At 66.8% G+C, this 19291-nt stretch carries 10 protein-coding genes; 5 read left to right on the plus strand and 5 right to left on the minus strand.

All coding sequences use genetic code 11. The features are described 5' to 3' along the window. Positions 1-125 precede the first annotated feature (125 nt). Both ESB00_RS00600 and ESB00_RS00605 read left to right on the plus strand, forming a co-directional pair. A complete protein-coding gene (locus tag ESB00_RS00600; RefSeq protein WP_129045796.1) occupies positions 126-1805 on the plus strand; it encodes a putative transporter in 1680 nt (559 codons plus the stop codon). 318 nt (positions 1806-2123) lie between these two features. Further along, a complete protein-coding gene (locus tag ESB00_RS00605; protein ID WP_129045797.1) occupies positions 2124-2513 on the plus strand; it encodes a hypothetical protein in 390 nt (129 codons plus the stop codon). Between the two features lie 90 nt (positions 2514-2603). Here the strand turns inward: ESB00_RS00605 and ESB00_RS00610 are convergent, their stop codons facing one another. Together ESB00_RS00610 and ESB00_RS00615 are read right to left on the minus strand one after the other, a co-directional pair. Next, positions 2604-3482, minus strand: a complete 879-nt coding sequence (locus tag ESB00_RS00610; protein WP_129045798.1) for a hypothetical protein — start codon at positions 3480-3482, stop codon at positions 2604-2606. A gap of 9 nt (positions 3483-3491) precedes the next feature. Next, positions 3492-4805 carry an MFS transporter gene (locus ESB00_RS00615; RefSeq protein ID WP_129045799.1) on the minus strand — a complete coding sequence of 438 codons (1314 nt, stop codon included), beginning with the start codon at positions 4803-4805 and terminating at the stop codon, positions 3492-3494. A 162-nt stretch (positions 4806-4967) separates the two neighbouring features. Here ESB00_RS00615 and ESB00_RS00620 point away from each other — a divergent pair, with 162 nt between their 5' ends. The 3 genes from ESB00_RS00620 (at position 4968) to ESB00_RS00630 (ending at position 14309) form a co-directional block, all read left to right on the plus strand. Further along, the gene (locus ESB00_RS00620) at positions 4968-6026 is read left to right on the plus strand and encodes a polysaccharide deacetylase family protein (protein WP_129045800.1); all 1059 of its coding nucleotides are present in this window, start codon (positions 4968-4970) and stop codon (positions 6024-6026) included. 19 nt (positions 6027-6045) lie between these two features. Next, a complete protein-coding gene (locus ESB00_RS00625; RefSeq protein ID WP_129045801.1) occupies positions 6046-7269 on the plus strand; it encodes a hypothetical protein in 1224 nt (407 codons plus the stop codon). 191 nt (positions 7270-7460) lie between these two features. Then, on the plus strand, positions 7461-14309 hold the full coding sequence (locus ESB00_RS00630; RefSeq protein WP_129045802.1) for a beta strand repeat-containing protein: 6849 nt from the start codon (positions 7461-7463) through the stop codon (positions 14307-14309). On the opposite strand, the gene ESB00_RS00635 is transcribed toward ESB00_RS00630, so the two are convergent. The 3 genes from ESB00_RS00635 to ESB00_RS00645 all read right to left on the minus strand — a co-directional run bounded on the left by ESB00_RS00635 (position 14293) and on the right by ESB00_RS00645 (position 19275). Continuing rightward, entirely contained in the window at positions 14293-15219 is a 927-nt protein-coding gene (locus ESB00_RS00635) for a nucleoside hydrolase (protein ID WP_164975964.1), read from the minus strand. The two genes, ESB00_RS00630 and ESB00_RS00635, sit on opposite strands and share 17 nt — an antisense overlap. Before the next feature lie 180 nt (positions 15220-15399). Then, the gene (locus tag ESB00_RS00640) at positions 15400-15897 is read right to left on the minus strand and encodes a DUF1643 domain-containing protein (protein ID WP_129045804.1); all 498 of its coding nucleotides are present in this window, start codon (positions 15895-15897) and stop codon (positions 15400-15402) included. Between the two features lie 9 nt (positions 15898-15906). Next, complete coding sequence (locus ESB00_RS00645; protein WP_129045805.1) at positions 15907-19275, minus strand: DEAD/DEAH box helicase; 3369 nt, start codon at positions 19273-19275, stop codon at positions 15907-15909. Positions 19276-19291 lie beyond the last annotated feature (16 nt).

Here is a 19291-nt window from a genome sequence, read left to right on the forward strand (position 1 = left end):
AATCGGCGGGTTTCCAGCCGGGGGTTATGACTCGATGACAGGCGCGGCCCGCCCGGGTTGCGTGGAAAACACCAACAAATGAGCTGTGCCCGCCGCCGGGGCTTGGTAACCTAGCGGCCTTTACCATGGACTGGCTTACGCACCTGCTCACCGAAGAATCCGTCGCCCGCACCGTCATCCTGCTGGGCGTGGCCGGCGCCGCCGGGTCGGCGCTCGGCAAGATCCGCGTCGGGGGTGTCAGCCTCGGCGTGGCCGGCGTGCTGTTCGCCGGCCTGCTCCTCGGGCACTTCAAGCTGACGGTGGACCACCACGTGCTGGAATTCGTGCGCGAGTTCGGCTTGATCATCTTCGTTTACACGCTCGGCCTGCAGATCGGTCCGGGCTTCTTCGGCTCGCTGCGGTCGCGCGGGCTCATGCTCAACGGCTTTGCCGCCGCCATCGTGCTGCTCGGTGCCGTGGTTGCGGTGGTCCTGATCAAGACCGGCCGCGTCGAACTGCCCGCGGGCGTGGGCCTGCTCTCCGGCGCCACCACCAACACCCCCAGTCTGGCCGCGGCCCAGCAGGCGCTGAAACAGGTCGGCACGGCGGACACCGCCGCCGCCGTGCAAGGCCTCGCCTATGCGGTCGCCTATCCCTTCGGCATTGTCGGCATCATCCTGACGATGATTTTGGTGCGGACCATTTTCCGTGTGGATGTGAAGGCCGAGGTCGCCGCCGCCGAGGCCGCGCACGCCCCGGCCCGCCCCAAGCCCGCGACCCGCAACTTCGAGGTGCGCAATCCCAACCTCGTCGGCCGCCCGCTCGGCAAGGTGCCCGGTCTCGCCGGCTCTGGCGTGGTCGTGTCGCGCTTCTCCCGCTCCGGCAAGGTCGAGGTCGCGAAACCCGAAACCCTCCTGCGGATCGGCGACATCCTGCACGCCGTCGGTCCCGAGGAAGGACTCGACGAGCTGCGCGTGGTCGTCGGCGCCGATGCGGGCATTGATCTCAAGACGATGCCGGGTGCGGTCACCAACCGCCGGCTGATCGTCACGCGCAGCGACGTCTATGGCTGCGAGTTGGGCGAGTTGGAAGTGCTCGCCGAGCAGGACGTCGTGGTCACGCGCGTCACGCGCGGCGGCATCGAGTTCACGGCCACGCCGGGTTTCCGCCTGCAGTTTGGCGACGTGCTCATGGTGGTCGGTGAGGAGCCGCGGATCGACGCCGTGGCCGCCGCGGTCGGCAATTCCAACAAGGCGCTCAACTCGCCGCAGCCGATCCCGTTCTTCCTCGGCATCGCGCTCGGCGTGATTGTCGGCGCCATTCCGCTCGCGATCCCCGGTCTGCCCGCGGCCGTGAAGCTCGGCCTCGCCGGCGGCCCGCTGGTCGTGGCCATTCTCCTCTCGCGCATCGCCAACACCGGCCCGCTGGTCTGGTATCTGCCGACCAACGCCAACCACATGCTGCGCGAGGTCGGCATCACGCTCTTCCTCGCGGCCGTCGGCCTGAAGTCGGGCGACAAGTTCGTCGAGGTGCTCCTGGGCGGCAACGGTCTCTCCTGGCTGCTCTACGGTGCGCTCATCACCGCCGTGCCCTTGCTGTTGATCGGCCTGCTGGCCCGGGCCTGGAAGAAACTCAACTACGCCGAGCTCTGCGGCCTGCTGGCCGGCAGCATGACCGACCCGCCCGCGCTCGCCTTCGCCCAGCAGAGCACCGGCAGCGACGCCCCGGCCGTTTCCTACGCGACCGTCTATCCGCTCGTGATGCTCCTGCGCGTGTTTTCCGCGCAGCTCATCGTGTTCCTGCTCTACCAGGCGGCGGGCGGGTGAGAACGAAGGTTTGTAACCACTAATGAGGTTCCGCCAACGGCGGAACCCACTCTGTCCCCTCCGGCTGATCGCCTCCGGATTTGTATTTGGGGTCTGCTTCCTGTTGCTGCCTGCTGGCAGCCCAGGATCAGTCACCCAACCTTCGTTGTGGCTGAAATTGCCGACCATGCAAAGCCGGCGCTAAGCCGGCCCGGGAAACAATCCATGGTGACGATCAGTCACCACACACCGCCAAGGATTACTCCTTTGCGGAATCCATTTAGGGGTTAAAAAATCTCCCGGCTTGAAGGCCTCTTTTCAAGTCGAATACTCCCGCGCATGAACCGGCGCGGCTTCCTCTGGGCCGCAGTCGTCGCCGGACTGGCACTCGGCGTGCGCGGTCCGGCGGAGGAGCCGGCGCGTGATCCTGAAACCGTGATCCGCACCGCGCTTCGTGCGCGCCGCCATTTGGAGTTCATTTACCACGACCATGTGCGCCTCGTGGAACCGCACGCCCTCGGGCGCCTGCGCGATGGCACGGTGGTGTTGCTGGCCTGGCAGGTGGCGGGTGGCAGCCGCAGCGAGCCGCCGCCGGGCTGGTGCAGCTTCCTCGTCGCCGGCATCAGCGGTCTCGCGCTCACCCGGGAGAATTTCACGCCGCGCGCCGACTACCGCCCCGAGAAAACCAAGCTGCGGGAGATACTGGCCGAGGTGGCGCATCGCGAGTAGCCGCCTTGAAGCCGGGCGACAAGGCGGTCCGGGCGTCCACGCTTTCGCCCCGCGTTGCGGGACTCAGGCGCGGCTACGAGAGGTGGGGCACTAGGGCATTCGTCCGCTCAAGCGCACCTCGAAACGAGCCGGTTTGCCGGCCGCGAAGAGCGGCGAGAGCTGCTCCAGTTCGCCGAAGGCCTCGTGGGCGCCGCTGAGATACACCTGCGTGTGAAACCCTTCGTCGGGCTCGCCCACGATCTCGCCGGTCTGCGCGCCGCGGCTCACCGTGAGCGCATAACCGTCGAGCCGGCCGATTAGTACCTGCGGACGAAACCCGTATTTGCCGACAACACCGGTGTGCTTGAGCGTCAGCATGTCGCCTGCAAGCGAAGCGTGGGCTGGCGGTGCAAAGCGCGCGGCAAACGGACCGGCCGTCGAGGGCAGCCGCACGAAGCCGGCGGGGAATGCCGCCTCGGGGCGCACCGCGGCCTCCGCGGTCATACCGGGTGGCACCTGGAAAATCTGCACGATCTGCGCCGGGCGGGTGCCGCCCGTGAACTCCGCCCCGCACACGAGCACCGCGCCGTCCCAGTGGTAGGTGCGCGTGAGCTGCGGCCAGGCGTCGTTGGTGGCGGGCATCACGAAACGAAGCGTCTCGTCTTCGACCCCGATGCTGGCGGGTTCGCGGTATTCCCACGCCGCGGGCGGCGGCCAGCCGCCGGGCCATTCGGCCTGCGGCCCGAGCCACACGCGGTGCCCGCCGAGGCGGTTGGGATTGGCGCGCGTGGCGGGCGCGAGCAGGAGGTTCATGTCGCTGCCGTCGGGGCCAAAGTGCATCAGCCGCGCGCGGACCACGGACACCACCGCCCGCCAGCCGGCAGAAGAGGATTCCCAAGCGGCTTCGCCCTGCCATTTGGTTTTTCGCCAATCGGCGGCGGAGGTCGAGGCGGCGAACGTCAGCAGAGTCGCGAGCAAAAAGGCGCGCATGGATTTTGCTCAGACCGGATGACCGTTGTCGGGCTTGCGCGGGAAAGGTGCGAAGCACGCCGCCGCCACCGAGGGGATCGCCGCGAACATCACGATGATGAAATAGGTCTTGTAGCCGAAGTGATCGGCCAGCGGGCCGCTGATCGCCTGCGTGGGCACAAGCATGAGGTTCATCAGCGCCGTGCAGAACGCATAGTGCGTCATGTGGTAGCGGCCCGGCGAGATCTGCTGCATCATGTAGAGCATGTTGGCCACGAAGCCGAAGCTATAGCCGAACTTCTCGATGGTCACGAGCGTGCCGATGGTCCAGAGCGACAGCGTGTGACCGGGCCCGGCGAGCTGCGACATGATCACGAAGGTGATGTGCGGCAGGTTCAGGCAGAGCGCCATGAAGATGAGCGTCTTCCGGTTGAGGCCGAACTTCGCCATGAACGCGCCGCCCAGCAGGCCCGCGCCAAGGCTGACGAAGGTGCTGATGGTGCCGTCGATGACACCCAGCTCCTTCAGCGAAAGGCCAATGCCGCCGTGCTCGGGCGTGGCTTGGAGGAACAGGCGGCCCTCAAGCAGCAGCAAGCCCTCGGAGCTGCGGTAGAGAAACACGAACGCCAGCATGCCCCAGATGCTGGGCTTTTTGAAGAAATCCACGATGGTGTCCAGAAACGTGGTGGCGATATCGCCCACGCCCTTGGGACGCTCGGTGATCGAACCCGTGGGCAGCATGAACCAGTGGTAGACGGCGAGGAGAGCCAGGGTCACCCCCGAGAGGCCGATGGCCCAGCTCCAGGCGGCGGTGACGGACAAGCCATGGTCTTCCTTGAGTGAGCCGGCGGCCCACACGATGAGCGCGGTGCCGAAGAGCTTGCCGACGTTCCAGAACACGCCCTGTACGCCGATGAACGCCGCCTGCTTCTTCTCGTCGAGCGAGGTGAGGTAGATGCCGTCCACGCAGATGTCCTGCGTGGCCGACATGAACGCCAGCACCCACAGAATTGCGATGGTGATCTGGAAGTAGTTGGGCAGCGGCAGGCACACCGCGATGCCGGCGAGCAAGCCGGACATCAGCACCTCCATGAGGAGAACGAAGAACTTCTTCGTCCGATACATGTCGAGGAAGGCCGCCCAAAACGGCTTCAACGACCAGGCGATGCCGATGCTCGCGGTGGCGACCGTGATCTGTCCGTCGGTGTGACCGAGGTCCTTGAACATCGTGCCGGCGACCCAGATGACCATCGCGAAGGGAATGCCCTCCGCGAGGTAGGACGACGGGACCCAAAGCCAGGGATTGCGAACAGGGGTGGAGGCGGGCGCGGCAGGATTGCTCATGGAGCGAAACGGAGTGGGGAAGGGTAACGGGGCGCGGGCATCCAGACCGGCGGGGGCGGCGAACGCAAGCCGACCGTCGGCACGCCCCTGCGCAAACGGTAGAGCGGCGCGAATCACGAAACACGTTTGCTCCGGCGCGGGGTCGTGGATTCCCTGTCGGGTGTGAACCTCCGTCTCCTGCCCCTTCTGCTCATGACCGCCCTTTCCGCCTACGCCGCCGCCGACTCGCTCGCCCCCGCGCCCCAGCCGCCCGGCGGCCTCGCCGTCGCACAGGCGCCGCAGTTCATTCTCCTCGGCTTCGACGACAACCCGCAGACGGAGCCGATGACGTGGTTCGTGGACACCCTGAAGGACAAGCGCGATGCCGGCGGCAATCCCGTGCGCGCGATCTTCTTCAGCAACGGCAAGTATTGGAACGATCGCACGCTCATCTCCATCCACCACCGCGCCCTCAACGAGGGCCACGAAATCGCCAACCACACCCAGAACCACGACAACGGCAGCGCCTTCACGACCGCGAAGTGGCGCGCCGAGATGGCCGCCTGCGAAGCGACCTTCAACGAGACCGGCATCCCTGCCGCCGGCATCGTGGGTTTTCGCACACCCTACCTCGCCTACAATGCGGCCACCTTCGAGGCGCTCGCCGCCGAGGGACAGCTCTACGACAGCTCCATTGAGGAGGGCGACCAGCCCGGCCAGGACGGCACCAACTTTCTCTGGCCCTACACGCTCGACCACGGCAGCCCCGGCAACGCCGCCGACCACCCCGTGGGCTCGCCCAAGCGGGTGGGCAACCACCCCGGCCTCTGGGAAATACCGATCCACGTCTTCATGATCCCGTCGGACACGGACTGCGCGCGCTACGGCGCCAAGCCCGGTCTGCGCGCCCGCATCGGCGCGGCGCTGAAGGTCGGCTACGGCGGTGGCTCCGGGGAGCCGACCGACAAGATCACCGGCCTCGACTGGAACGTGCTCGAGGCCGCGAAGTGCGACGGCCCGGAGTTCCTCGCCATCCTCAAATACACTCTCGACCTCCGCCTCGCCGGCAACCGCGCGCCCTTCATGGTCGGCGGCCACACCGCGCTCTACCCGGCCAACAAGCCCGACCGCCGCAAGGCCATGGAGGACTTTGTCACCTACGCGCTGACGAAACCCGAGGTGCGTTTCGTCACCGGCAAGCAGCTGATCGAGTGGCTCCGCGCCCCGCAGCCTTTGCGGTAAACCAGCGGGCCGACCCATCATGGCCTGGCGGATTGACGAAGCGGTGGTGCGCGGCGAGATCGACAATCGCACGCGCGGCCGCGTGACGGGACGCCTTTGGTTCGTCGGTCGCGACGAGCCGGTCGTGCTCGAGCTGGAAGGCAACTGCTGGCGCGATCTGGCGGGGCGGCGGCTGGAGTTCACGAATCCGCAGCCCAAGCCCGGCGCTTTGGATAAACTCGCACCGCTTCAACGCGGCACCGTCGGCGACATCAGCGCCTCGCGCAAAGTCAAGGTGCCCGACGTCCCGCTCAGCGATCTGCACCTCTACTACAAGACCGGCCGGGAAATGCCCTGGCACTGGGGCAACGCGCTTTACTTGGAATGGATCAGCGAGCGCAACGGCCGCGTCGTCATCGAGACGGCAACCTTCGACCTGAAAATCGTCGGCGAACCCGCCTGGGAGATGTCCGAGGCCGAGGAAGAGGTGCAGCGTAAGGCCAACGGCGCGGCGCTGACCGGCTTTATGGACCGCCTGGCCGCAGCGGCGGGCGCGGCGGAGCGCGAGATCGTGGACGACACCCCGGCCGAGTGGGATGAACGGCCCCAGACCGAGGAGGAAGCTGAGGCCGAACAGGCCCGGAGCGACAAGCTCGCCGACCGCATCGAGGCGCGTTTGCGCAAGGAGGGCGAAGAAGCCTATGACCGGATACTCGAGGAGGAAATCGACCGCCTGCACCGCGAGGAAGGCCGGCCCGAACCCACACCCGAGCAGCTCGCCCGCAACGCGGAGTGGATCGAGGAGATGAACCGCGCCGGCGAGGAGGCGTTGACCAACCCCGATCCCGAGTTGGAGCAAGAATTGGAATTTGAACATCCGCTGGTGGAGCGCGTCACGGAATTTGCCCTGCAACTGCGCGAAGCCGCCCAGGCCGAAGGGTGGCGCCCGGAGGACGCGGGCCAGGAACACCCCGTGACCGAGCTGCTCGACGCCACGTTGATCGCCGGGCCCAAGCTGGCCGGCGCGCTCAACGGAAAATATTGGCCGCCGGAGATCGAGTTCTGCGCGCACACCATCGTCCGTCTGAAACGCGCCCGCGGTTACCTGGAAGATGCGTTGCGCGCCGTGGAATCATGCCACGAAGAGAAGCTCATCAAGCCCGAGCACCTCGGCCCGATCCTGGTGAAGCTGGGTGAGTTCATCCAGGACACCGACGCCCTCATTGCCGAACTCCGCGCGAAACTGGAGCGGGGCACCGATTAAGCCATCCCCGCAGCCGGTCTGGCGGAATCGTCCTGATGAACGAGGTGTGGCCGGAGGAGGGCAGGGACTGCGTTTCGGGGTTAAATGGCCTCCCCAAGCCATTTTGCCACGCATTGAGGGTGCGCGGGTTAGCCCATTCGGGCCAGTAACTGCAACTTGTATTCATTCCGATATTTCCCTACTACAAAGTCATGCACAGCAAACCACTGCACACGCTGCTGCGCGCAATTCTATGGCTGGTCGCTGCGGCCACGGCGGGCGCTCAAGTAGTCACCTATACTTGGATCACCACTGGCGGGGCCACCGACGACAACTACAACAACACCGCCAACTGGGTTGGCGGCACCGTTCCGCTCAACGACGGCAACGCCCGGCTTTACCTTCCGGTCTCCAACGGCACCGAGCTGATCACACTTCCCGGCGGGAGCCTGACACTCAACTCGCTCAATTTAGACGCGTCGTATCCAGGCACAACTTACCGGTTTGGCAGCGCCGGGGCGACGACGCTGACTTTCTCGCCGACCAGCGGGTCCTACGGCCAGACCAGCAACAACAGCGGCTACGCCCGCACGCTCATTTTTGATGCGGGCATCATGCTGAATTTCGCCACCGACCAGTATTGGACAGCCCAGTATGTCACCTTCAATGGTGCAGCCGGTGGTGCAGGGCGATTCCGCTTCCTGCCTCTTTCCTACTATGCAACGCCATCATGGAATACCGGCACCCTCACGCTGAACGGCCCCGGCAATTTCACCGGCGGTTTCGAGACGTACAACGTCAACCTGGTGCTCAATCACGTCAGCGCCTTGGCGGGCGGTCCGCTTTATCTGACCGACACCTCGATCCAGGCGGCGGAAGGCTACGTCCTCAACAACCCCATGCAGGTTTCGGGCTCCTTTGGGTCCAACACCAACCAGCTCACCCTGACCGGTCCAATCACGCTGGGGGGTCTCACCGGCATGGGCGGCGGCTTCATCGTCACCGGCAACATCGGCGAACTCACGCCGGGCACCCAACTCAACATCACCCACGGCACCGTGCGACTGTCGGGCACCAACACCTACACGGGTGAAACGGTCGTGGAGGGAGCCAACCGCGCCACGCTGCTGTTCGAGACCGCCGCGTCCGTGCCGACGGCCGGTGAGATCCGCGCCGAGACCAACGCCTACGCCGGCGTGGCCTTCACCACCGGCGTGCAGACCGCGTTTCTCAACCGCCTCAACAACGAGCTATACACCGGCACCATCGGCTTCGATTCGCTGGGCGCCACGCAGACTTTTGCGGAAGACATCGATCTGACCAGCCTCGTCGGACCGCTCGGCCTTGGCACCACCACCTCGGCCATCCTCACCGGCAACATCTTCACTGCCGCCGACGGCACCGCCAACTACGGCTTCGGCAACGGCGGCGGCAAGCTCACCGTGGCCTCGAACCTCACCGACAACGTCGGCGTGGACATCACCACGACCAGCTACTGGACGCCCACGACCGTTGTCCTGCAGGGCAACAACACCTTCAACGGTGACGTCAACGTGGACAGCGGCGTGGTGATATTCGACAGCGCGAACGCCCTGCCCGTTGGGGTGACCGTCCATCTCGACCAGCGCTCCGGCAGTCACGTCTTCGCCTATGCCGGCGTCACCGAAAATTCCGCGCTTTCTCCGCAGGCGCTCCTCGGCCGGCTCGATCTCCAGACCACCGAGCACGTGCTCGGGGTAGATTCCACCAATCCGGGTGCCCCGCGCACCCTCGCCGATGCCATCGACCTCACGGGTGCGCTGGCCGGGCTGAACAGCGACGAACATCTATTTATCGGCACCGCAACCGGGGCCACGCTCACGGGCACGCTTACCTCCGGAACCACCGCATTGGGACTCACGGGCCTGAAGGGCGCCCAGCTCACGGTGGATTCGGTGCTCACCGACGCCACGATCGGCGGGCTGCTGATTGGTCTGTCGGATGCTCCCATCGGCATCCGCGGTTCCGTTCGGCTTAACGGAGCCAACACCTTCACCCAAGGGACGCGGTGGCAAACCGGCGACCTCATCCTGGGCCATGCCAGTGCCCTCGGCACCGGCCGTTTGTTGGTCGGGGAATACGCCACCAGCCTGACCTACACCGGTGACTTCACCCTGAACAACGATTTCCGGTTCGAGAATTACGACCCGGTGAAACTGAGCACCGCCGGTTCCACCGCGAATCTGACGCTCACTGGCACGCTCCTCAGCGGTTACAGTTACGGCGGCGGTTTTCTCTATCTTGGCGCCGGCACCCTGACCTTCGCCGGCACCGCCCGCGCGTTGGGCTGGCTCGACATCGAGGCCGCCCCCGGGGGCGCGGTGGTTTACAACCGCCCGAACGCACTGGCCCAGGGCGTCACCCTCACGAGCGGCAATATTACGATCGCCGCCAACACGGACATCAAATGGCTGGAAACGGATCCCGGCACCGGCGTGCAGATTGCCACCGGGGCGACGCTCGGCCTGCTCTCCAACAATTATGGCGAAGGCCCGCTCGCGCATAAGATCGAGGGCACCCTCAGCGGCGGTGGCTCGGTCAGGATCGAAGATATCGACGCCGCCCTGCTCGGCACCAACACCTACACGGGCGGCACAACGCTCTCCGGAGGTGCCGTCGGGTTCATCCACGGTGCGGCCATCGGCTCCGGGGCGGTGACGGTCACAGCCAAGGGCGGCGTACTGACGGCCCTGGCGCCTGACATCACCTTGAACAACCCCCTCGTGTTGGACGGGCCGCTGGAGCTGCGCGGCGACATTTGGTTTGGCTACGACGACTACAACTCGCCCGGCAACCGCAACTTCACGCTGGGCGGGACGATCAGCGGCTCTGGCTCGCTGTTCAAGGATTCCGACAACACCGTCACCCTCACCGGCGCCAACACGTTTTCCGGCGGCGTGGAGATCAACCAAGGCACGATGATCTTTGCGCACAACCAGGCCGCCGGCACCGGCCTGCTTGATTTTGGCGAGGCGGGCGGCGGCACGGCGATTTTCACCACCGCCGCCCCGACCATCGGCGGACTCAGGGCCGCCAACTACTACGGCGCGGGTAACGTGCAGCTCGCGGCCAACTCCACCCTCACGGTCAACCAGCCGATCGACGCCGTGTTCATGGGCGGCATCTCCGGTCCCGGCGCGCGGGTGATCAAGGGCGGCCCCGGTTATCTCACGCTGGCCGGCGGAACCTACTCCTACACCGGCGGCACGACGATCACGGCCGGCGGTATCGTTTTCGACGAAGAAACGGCCCTCACCACGAACCCAAGCGGAAGCATCCATGTCGCTTCCGGCGCCTACGCCGGTGTGAGCTCCGGCGCCGATAGCCCTTGGTCCAGCTTTGCCACCCGGGTCGACCCGGCCTCCACCGGCACGCTGGGTGTGGACGGGTTCGACAGCGTGACCGACGAGGTGAACCTCACCGGCTTCGCTCCCGGCCTGCGTTTGGGTTCGGCCACGTTCGGCACCTTCGAATCCAGCGCCACGATCACGCCCAACGGTGACTATCTGTTCGGCGGCGGCGGCGGCACGCTGGTGGTCAAATCCACCCTCACCGACGCGCTGAAATCCGTGGACGTCAACTCGCCCGCCGGGCAACCGCTCACGCTTTGGTTGCAGAACAGCAATTATTTTGGCGGCCCGCTCACGGCGACGAACTCCGCCGTGATCTTCGATGTACATGCCGCCGACTACATCAGTGGCTTGCAACTCGGCACGGGCGGCTACGTGGGCAGCGCCGAACAGCAGTTCACCCCGGCGGCATTTCTGGCCAAGCTCGCCCCCGGCACCAACACCGGCATGGTGGGTTTCGATGACCTCGTGGGTTACGGGCGGGTGGTGGGTGGAGCCATCGACCTCAGCGCCTTCGGAGCCGGACTCTATCTGGGCACCGCCACCACCGCCACCCTCCGAGGCCCGATCACCCTGCCCGTCGGGGCGTCCGCCTACCGCTTCGCGGCCTACAAAGGGGCCGGCCTCACCGTGGATTCCAATCTCACCGGCTCCCTGCAGGTCGTGATCGGCGACCCGGCGTCCTTCGGCACCATGCGGACACCGCACGACGAAGACCAGTTCTCGAAGGTTACGCTCACCGGTCTCAACACCTACACCGGCGGCACCGTGTTGAACGCGGGCACCCTCTCCGCCCGGCCGCGTTCTCTCGGCTCCGGGCCGCTGACCGTCCAGCCCAATTCGTTTCCCACGCCGCAGGACCCAATCCACGGTGCACCGCGGTTCGAGCCGTTCGAGCAGGGCGCGAAATTCACCCAAAACATCGTCTTGAACGGTTCTCTGGCCCTGGTTGGTGACAACTACACAACCCTCGCCGGCACGATTTCCGGCGCAGGCACACTTTTCATCGACCGCAACGCGGGCGATCTCCTGACCCTGACCGCGGCCAACACTTACACTGGCGGCACGGTTTTCCGGAGCGGCACCCTGGGCCTCGGGCACGACAACGCCCTCGGCTCTGGCTCATTCAGTATTCATCCGGACGCCCAGCTCTACACCTCCGGGGGGCCGCGCACGCTGGCGAACTCCATAACCCTGCTGGATGACGCGGAATCCTACGACGCCCCCCGGTTGCGCGTGGCCGGGAACCACAGCCTCACCCTCAACGGCCCCGTCTCGATCAACACCACCTTCGGTTACGCCTACGTTTCCGACACCTCCGACGACCGGCCGACGCTGCCGCTCCTGCGTTTCAACGGCGGGATCAGCGGCGACGCCGAGCTGATCTTCGAGATGGGCAACGACAACAACACGAGGATCTGGCTGGCCGGCGCCAACACCTACACGGGTGGCACCACGGTAAGCAACGGGCAGGTGATCTTTGACTCTCTCGCCTCGCTGCCGACCATCGGTGAGTTAAGCAACTATTCCGAAGGCTACATCGGCTTGGCCACGCCGGCCGCCAACCTCCAGACGGCCTACATCGACCGGTTCAGCCAAGGTTACGGCCAGGTCATCGGTTTCGACAGTCCGGACGTAAACGCACCGCAGGTTTTCTCGGCCAACATTGATCTGCGTGGGCTGAGTTATCCCTACCTGAGCTCGTCCACCGCGGCCATCCTCACGGGCACCATCACCCCGTTTGACGACGTGTATCGCTTTGCCGGCAACGGCAGCGGGGTGCTCACCGTGGCTTCCGCCCTCACTGGCGACCGCCAGCTGCGGATGGACAACACCTCGGCGCCCCTGCTGCTGCGGCTTACGGGCACGAACACCTACACCGGCCAGACCTCGGTCAACGGGACCGGCGTGATCTTCGCCACCGCGGCCTCCCTGCCGGCGGGCCAGCACTTTGCCCCGCACCCCTCGATCGGCGCCTACTTCGGCTACGAGGATCCCGCAATCACGGTGGGCAGCTTCCTGTCGCACTTCTCCCCCAGCACCACCCACGCGGTCGTGGGGTTTGACTCCGTGGACGTCCAGGCTCCCCGCACCATCACCTCGCCGGACCTTTCCTATTTCAACACCAGCACCGACATCTATCTCGGCACGGCTACCAGTGCGATCATAGACGGCACCATCACGTGGCCGACCCTGAACAGCGGCTACAACTTCGCCGCCTACCGCACCGGCCGGCTCACGGTCAACTCGACCCTTGGCGGCAGCGGGATCGTCCGCATCGGCAATGAAAAGCAGCAATGGACCCTCACCGAGGTCCATGGCGCGCTTCCCACGGTCGAGCTGGCGGGGAACAACACCTACACCGGCGGCACCTACTTTTCCGGCGGCCAGCTGGTTCTCAGCCACGCCAATGCGCTCGGCACCGGCACGCTGACGGTGAGGATTCCCTACTACAACGATTTCAAGGTCCACCAGCTTCTGCTCAACACGCCGTCCGTGGCGAACAACCTGTTCCTCGAAAACTACAGCATCGACCTCCGCCTCGCCACCACCCAGTCCGTGGGCACCCTGTCCGGCCAGATCGGGGGTTCTGGCAACCTGCTGAAAGTGGGCGCCAACACCATTCGCCTGACCGGCACCAACAGTTTCGTGGGCGACATGCTCGTCGAGCAGGGTGTGCTCGAGTTTGCCAACGCCGCCGCCGTCGGCGGCAGCACCGACAACCGGCTCTTCCTTCAGGGGAGCGGCGCCACCGCGCACTTCAGTGCCGGCAGTCCTGTGCTCGGTGCGCTGCTGAGTGATCCCGATGCCGGTGGCACCGTGCAGATCGACAACGGCGTGAATCTCCGCCTCGGGGCGCACGACTCCGGTTTTGTTTACGAAACCAATGATTACCACGGCACCATCACGGGCGCGGGCAGCCTGACCAAGGACGGGTTATCCACGGTCACGCTCCACGGCGCCAACACCTTCACCGGCGGCACCACCATCACCCAGGGCGTGCTCCTGGCCGAAAACGCCACCGCCCTGGGCACCGGAGCGATCACGCTCAACGGCGGCGAACTCGCCTTTGGTCGCGGCGTCACGATCCCCAACCCCATCAGCTTCGGCGCCTCGGGCGGCCTGCTCTCCGGTGCCTCGACCTTCAGCGGCCCCGTCGTCCTCGGCGCCCAGGCCGGCCTGTCGCCCGGCAACTCGCCCGGCACGATGACCTTCGCCTCCGACCTCACGCTGGCCGGCGCCAGCTTCCTCGACTTCGAGATCCAGGACCCCACCGGTCTGGCCGGTGCGGGCTACGACACCCTCTCGGTCGGCGGCACGCTCTTTGTCACCTCCACCCCGGGCACGCCGTTTGTGATCAACATCCTCTCCCTCGATGGCGCGGGCAACGCGGGTCAGCTCCAGCTCTCGGATCCCAACGCGAGCTACTCGCTGCTCGTGGTGTCAGCCGGCCTCGTCAGCGGCTTCGCGCCGGAGAACTTCACGCTCAACACCGCCGGCTTCTCCACCAACTGGGGCAGCAATTACAGCTTCTCGCTCGTCCAGTCCGGCAACCAGCTGCTGCTGAACTTCAGCCCCGTGCCCGAGCCCTCAACCTACGCCCTCCTCGGCCTCGGCGGCCTGCTGGCGGGCCTGGCCCGCTGGCGCCGGCGCTTCAACGGACGGGACTGACAAGCCGCGCCACGAAGTGGTCGAGAAACGCCGCGGGATCTGAAGTCAGCGCCACGCGGGCGTTGGGCGGCCGATCCGCGACCTCACGCGTGGTGCCATCGGCCTCGACGACGAGGTGCAGTGCGGTGAGCAGCACGTGGTCAGGCGTTGCGACGAGAGTGACGGCGAGGTTGTCGAACAAGGTGGGCAGCTTGGCGCTCCAGGTGTTCGTGTGCGTCCAGACGAAGTCGAGCGCCGCGAGCGCATCCGTCAACGGGGTGCCGTGCGCAAAGAGCCGGGTTTTCCGCTCGGTAGTCAGCTTGAGGTCGGAGGTGGAATCCAGCGGCGCGATGAGCAGCGGCACCCCGGAGGAAAAAACGACCTGCGCGGCCTTGGCGGCGGACTTGATGTTCCACTCGGGTTCGGGCTTGGACCCCGGCGCGTAGCCACGCCGGATGGAGCCGCCCATCAGGGCGATGGCCTTGAGCTTTTTCCCGATGCCGGGCTCGGACTCAAGCAGCGCGGCGACGTTGGTCAGCTCGCCGACGGCGATCAGCACGATCTCACCCGGGCGCGCGTTGATCTGCTGACGCAGAAACTCAATGCCGCCGGATGAGTGCAAAGCCGGCGAAGTGAAGCCGGCCGCCCATTCGACCTGCTTCATGTATTGGGTCGCGGTGGAGAGGCCGGCGTAAACCGGCACGTCGCTGCGTCCGGCGACAGTCAACAGTTTCGCCGCCAGTCGCGCCCGGGCCACGGCGTCGCCCGACACCGTCGTCACGCCGAGCAGTTCCAGCTCCGGGCTGCGCAACACCTGTGCCAGCGCATACGCGTCGTCGATGTCGGTGCCGATGTCCGTGTCGAGGAGGACGGGGATGGGTGCGGCGACCAAGGAACCGAACAGCAGGCATTCCAGCAGGAGCAGTTTCATGCGGGAAGCATGGACGGAATCACGGACGCGACAAGCACCCGCGCCGGATGTGTTCAGCCTGTAGCTGCGCTTGAGTCCCGCCATCGCGGGGCGAAAGCGTGGCGCGGATAGAAACCACGCTGTCGCCGTTTCGACACGCTCAAGGTCCAGAGCCTGTCGAGGGACTGCGCTCCAGCGCGGCTACGGCTGAACCTGTAGCGGAGAAAGCCACCGCACCAGCGGCGCCTTGGCGGCCACGTAGAGCGGATGGCGGGGCTGGCCGTCCTGCGTGGTGCCGAGGCACCAGAGTTCGCGGCCGGCGAAGAGTTTCGCCACGGCGGTCGCGCGCCCTTGGAAATCCCCGCCGGCGCCCCAGGCGGCGACGATGCGTTCGCAGCGGTCCGCGGCCTCGAGGAGGGACGCATCGTTGCCCGGGCCGACCGGGTCGGGGTCAGCCATCATTTCCTTCGGGTAGGGCGTGCGCAGGGCAAAGAGGTTGGCCATCCAGAACCCGTCGAAGCCCTCGCGCTGCGAGAACGAGCGGATGCGCGTGAGCGTCGGATCGAGCTGCTGCTCGTCGGCGGTCGAGGGATTGAGCCCGATCCACAGGATGAGCCGGTCGCCGAAGAGCGGATTCCACCGGTGCACAAGCGAATAGCGGTGCCGCCGGTCGGGAGAGAAGGTGCAGGGGTTTTCCATGGAACGGCCTCAGCTCAAAATCTCCCGCAGGCTTTCTAGGTCCATCACGGTGGCGACGGATTCTTCCTGGATGACGGCGGAGGCGAGGGCGGACTTCTCGCGCTGCAGGGCGCGGATCTTCTGTTCGACGGAATTGTCGGCGATCAGGCGGTAGGCCATCACGGGGCGCGTCTGGCCGATGCGGTGGATGCGGTCGATGGCCTGGGCCTCGGCCGCGGGGTTCCACCACGGGTCGTAGAGGAACGCGTAGCTTGCGGCCGTGAGGTTGAGGCCGAAGCCGGCGGCCTTGAGCGAGAGCAGGAAGACGGTCTTGGATTTGTCGGTCTGGAATTGATCCACCAGCTCGGCGCGGTTCTCCGTCGCACCGGTGAGAATGAGATGACCGATGTTCGCCTCCACGAGACGGGCGCGGATGAGTTCCAACATCCCGGTGAACTGGCTGAACACGAGCACCTGGTGGCCTTCGTCGGCGAGTTCCTCGATGCGCTCAAGCAGGGCGTCGAGCTTCGCGCTGGGCAGCGCGGCGTGCGCCGGATCGACGAGCGCGGGATGGCAGCAGATCTGGCGCAGGCGGAGCAGGCTTGCGAGCACGTGGAAGCGGACCGCGCCGAGCTCGCCGGGCGTCTTCACGCCCATCAGATGCGCGCGGGCGCGCTTCAGCTCGGCGTCGTAGAGCGCGCGCTGTTCGCCCTCGAGGTCCACGATGATGTCGTCCTCGGTGCGCGTGGGCAGGTCGGGCGCGGCCTGGGCCTTGGTGCGGCGCAGCAGGAAGTGTTGCACGCGCCGGTGCAGTCGCGCGAGGGCGGCCGGTTCGACCTCCGGGTATTGGCGGCGGAAACCGGGCTGGTCGCCGAGCAGGCCGGGCTGCGCGAAAGCGAACAAGCTCCACAAGTCCGTGAGCCGGTTCTCGATTGGCGTGCCGGTGAGCACAAGGCGGTGCTGCGCCTGCAGCGAACGCGCGACGATGGCCACCTGGCTGCCGGGGTTCTTGATGAACTGCCCTTCGTCGAGCACGACCGCGTCCCATTCCGCCCCGCGGAAGGCCGTGGCGTGCAGCCGCAGCTGCGCGTAATTGGCCACGAGCACGCGCGGCGCCGTCCGCCCGGGCGCATCAATCGCCTCGGCGACCGCCCGCGGGTTCACCGGGTCAAACGCCACCGTCTCCAACTCCGGCGCAAAACGCGCCGCCTCCGTCAGCCACCCGTGCGTCACGCTCTTCGGGCAGACCACGAGGCAACGGAACGGCCGCATGCCCTCCAGCCCAATGTTCGTATTACGAACATTGGGTTGGGTTTCCTCGGGCGGACGCGAGCTGACAATGTTCGTAATACGAACATTCGCGGTTTCCACGAGGTGGAGGAGCCAGGCGAGGGTTTGCACGGTTTTGCCGAGGCCCATGTCGTCGGCGAGGATGCCGCCGAGGCCGTGGCGGGAGAGGTGGGCAAGAAACTGGAAGCCTTCGCGCTGGTAGGGACGCAGCTCGGCGCGCAGTCCGGCCGGAAGCGCCGGCGGTGGCAACGCGGCCAGACGGGTCAGGCGCTCTTTCAGCTGATGAATGACCAGCGCGTCCTCACCCACGAATGGCTCAGACGCGGCGGCGAGCTGCAGGGCGTGCAGGCGGTGGTTGGTCGCGCGCCCCGTGGCGATGACTTCGTCGAGGCTCAAGCCCAGGCGTTCGAGCGCGACGGCGGCAAGAGGATCGATGGCGAGAGACGGGTCGAGGCGGCGCCAGCCGTGTTTCGGCAGGCTGACCCATTTGCCGCGGGCCTTCACCAGCAGGGCGATTTCCTCGGGCGTGAGCGTGGTGTCCTCGATCTTCACGCCGACGGACAGGTCGAACCAGTCCTCCTTGTTTCCTCCGGCGGGGGCGACGCCGAGTTTCAGGTGCGCGCGCAACGGCGCGCCGAGCAACGCAGCGAGTTCCGGCGACACATCGAGCTCGACGTCATCGGGCAGTGCCTCGTGCCAGTCGATGAACTCGTCGGGAAAGCTGTCCGACACGGGCCGCGTCCACGCCTCGGCCCAGCCGTCCCACACCAGGCGAAACGACGCGAAGCTCCCGCTCACGACCTGGGCCTTGGAGAGATCGAACTCGAGCAGTGGCTCCCCCGGGCCGCGTGGTGGCGGCAGGCCTTGCGGGCTCCATTGCCAGCCGGCGTTCTCAGTCCAACGCTGTTCGCAGGGCGGGTTCTCGGCGCGGGCGACGAGTTGCGCGTGAAAGTCGCGCTCGTTCTCCTCGTAGGCGGGTGTGAGCCAGCAGCGCAGGCGCGGACGCAGCACGACGGTGCGGATCTCGGCCGACAGGCCGGCGGGCAGACGAATGCCCGCCGCGCGCAGGCGGGGCAAAATGCGGGCGTCGTTGAGAGCGGCGGTCGGCAGCTGGGAGGAGGGGGCCGGCGGCGGACCGCGCCAGACGAAGCCGTCGAACAGGTAAAGCGGTTCCGGGCGCGGCGCGATGAGTCGTGCGCCCGCGGCGACGCGTCCGTCGGGCGTGACGAGATGCAGGTCGAGCCGGTCGGCCTTGCCCGGCGCAGCGCTGGCCTGGAACGCGAGCGGTTCCGGCTGCACGGCGAAGGGGCTGCCGTCGGGCAGCACGAGGGCGGCGCGCGCGGCCGTGGTGCGCAGGAGACCGACGACAGTTTCCTCGGAGAGCGACAGGCGCGGCGTGAGGGTGCGGGCGTCGAGGCGGCATTCCGCGGCGAAGGCGGCGCCAAGCGCGGCCTCGGCCGGCGGCAGGTGCTCGAAATCTGCCGGGCGCGACGCGGCGATATCGGCCAGCAGACGCTTGGCCGGCGGTTTCCAGCGCGGCTCGTCGGCCACGCGGACTTCCAGCTGCCACTTGCCGGTGGGTTCGAGCCGCACGCGCAGGCCGGCGATCTGTTGCAGCGGCCCGCCCGCGGGTTTTTCACCCGGTGCGGGCAGGGCGCGCAACCAGGCGGCGAGACCGGCCGGTAGCACGGGTTCGCTGCTGGGCGTGATCGGAGCGGCAGGTTTCGCCTCGGCGGCACGGTCCGCCGGCAGCAGGGGAATGGTCGGGCGGCGGCCGTCAAGCTGGCCGGCTTCGACCGCGGCCAGCCAGGCGAGGCCGGCGGCATAGACGTGTTCGCAGCGGTCCAGCACCGGACACGAACAGCGCGAGGTCCACGCGCCGCGGGTGAGAAACAACGTGATCCCGAGCAACTCGCTGCCGATGTCCACCTCGGCTTTCACCAAGTGGTCGGCCTCGGACCAGACCTCCTTCACGGCCTTGCGGCGGTAAAGGTCGCCGCCGACCTCGCGCGTCTCCGCGGGAAACGTGCCCAGCCAGCCGCGCAGCGCGGTGAGCGCCTGCGGCGTGCGGACCGAGCGCACGGCGGGTTGACGGGGATTGGGCGGCATGGGCGAGGGCGAAAGC

The organism is Oleiharenicola lentus, assembly GCF_004118375.1.
GTDB lineage: Bacteria > Verrucomicrobiota > Verrucomicrobiia > Opitutales > Opitutaceae > Lacunisphaera > Lacunisphaera lenta.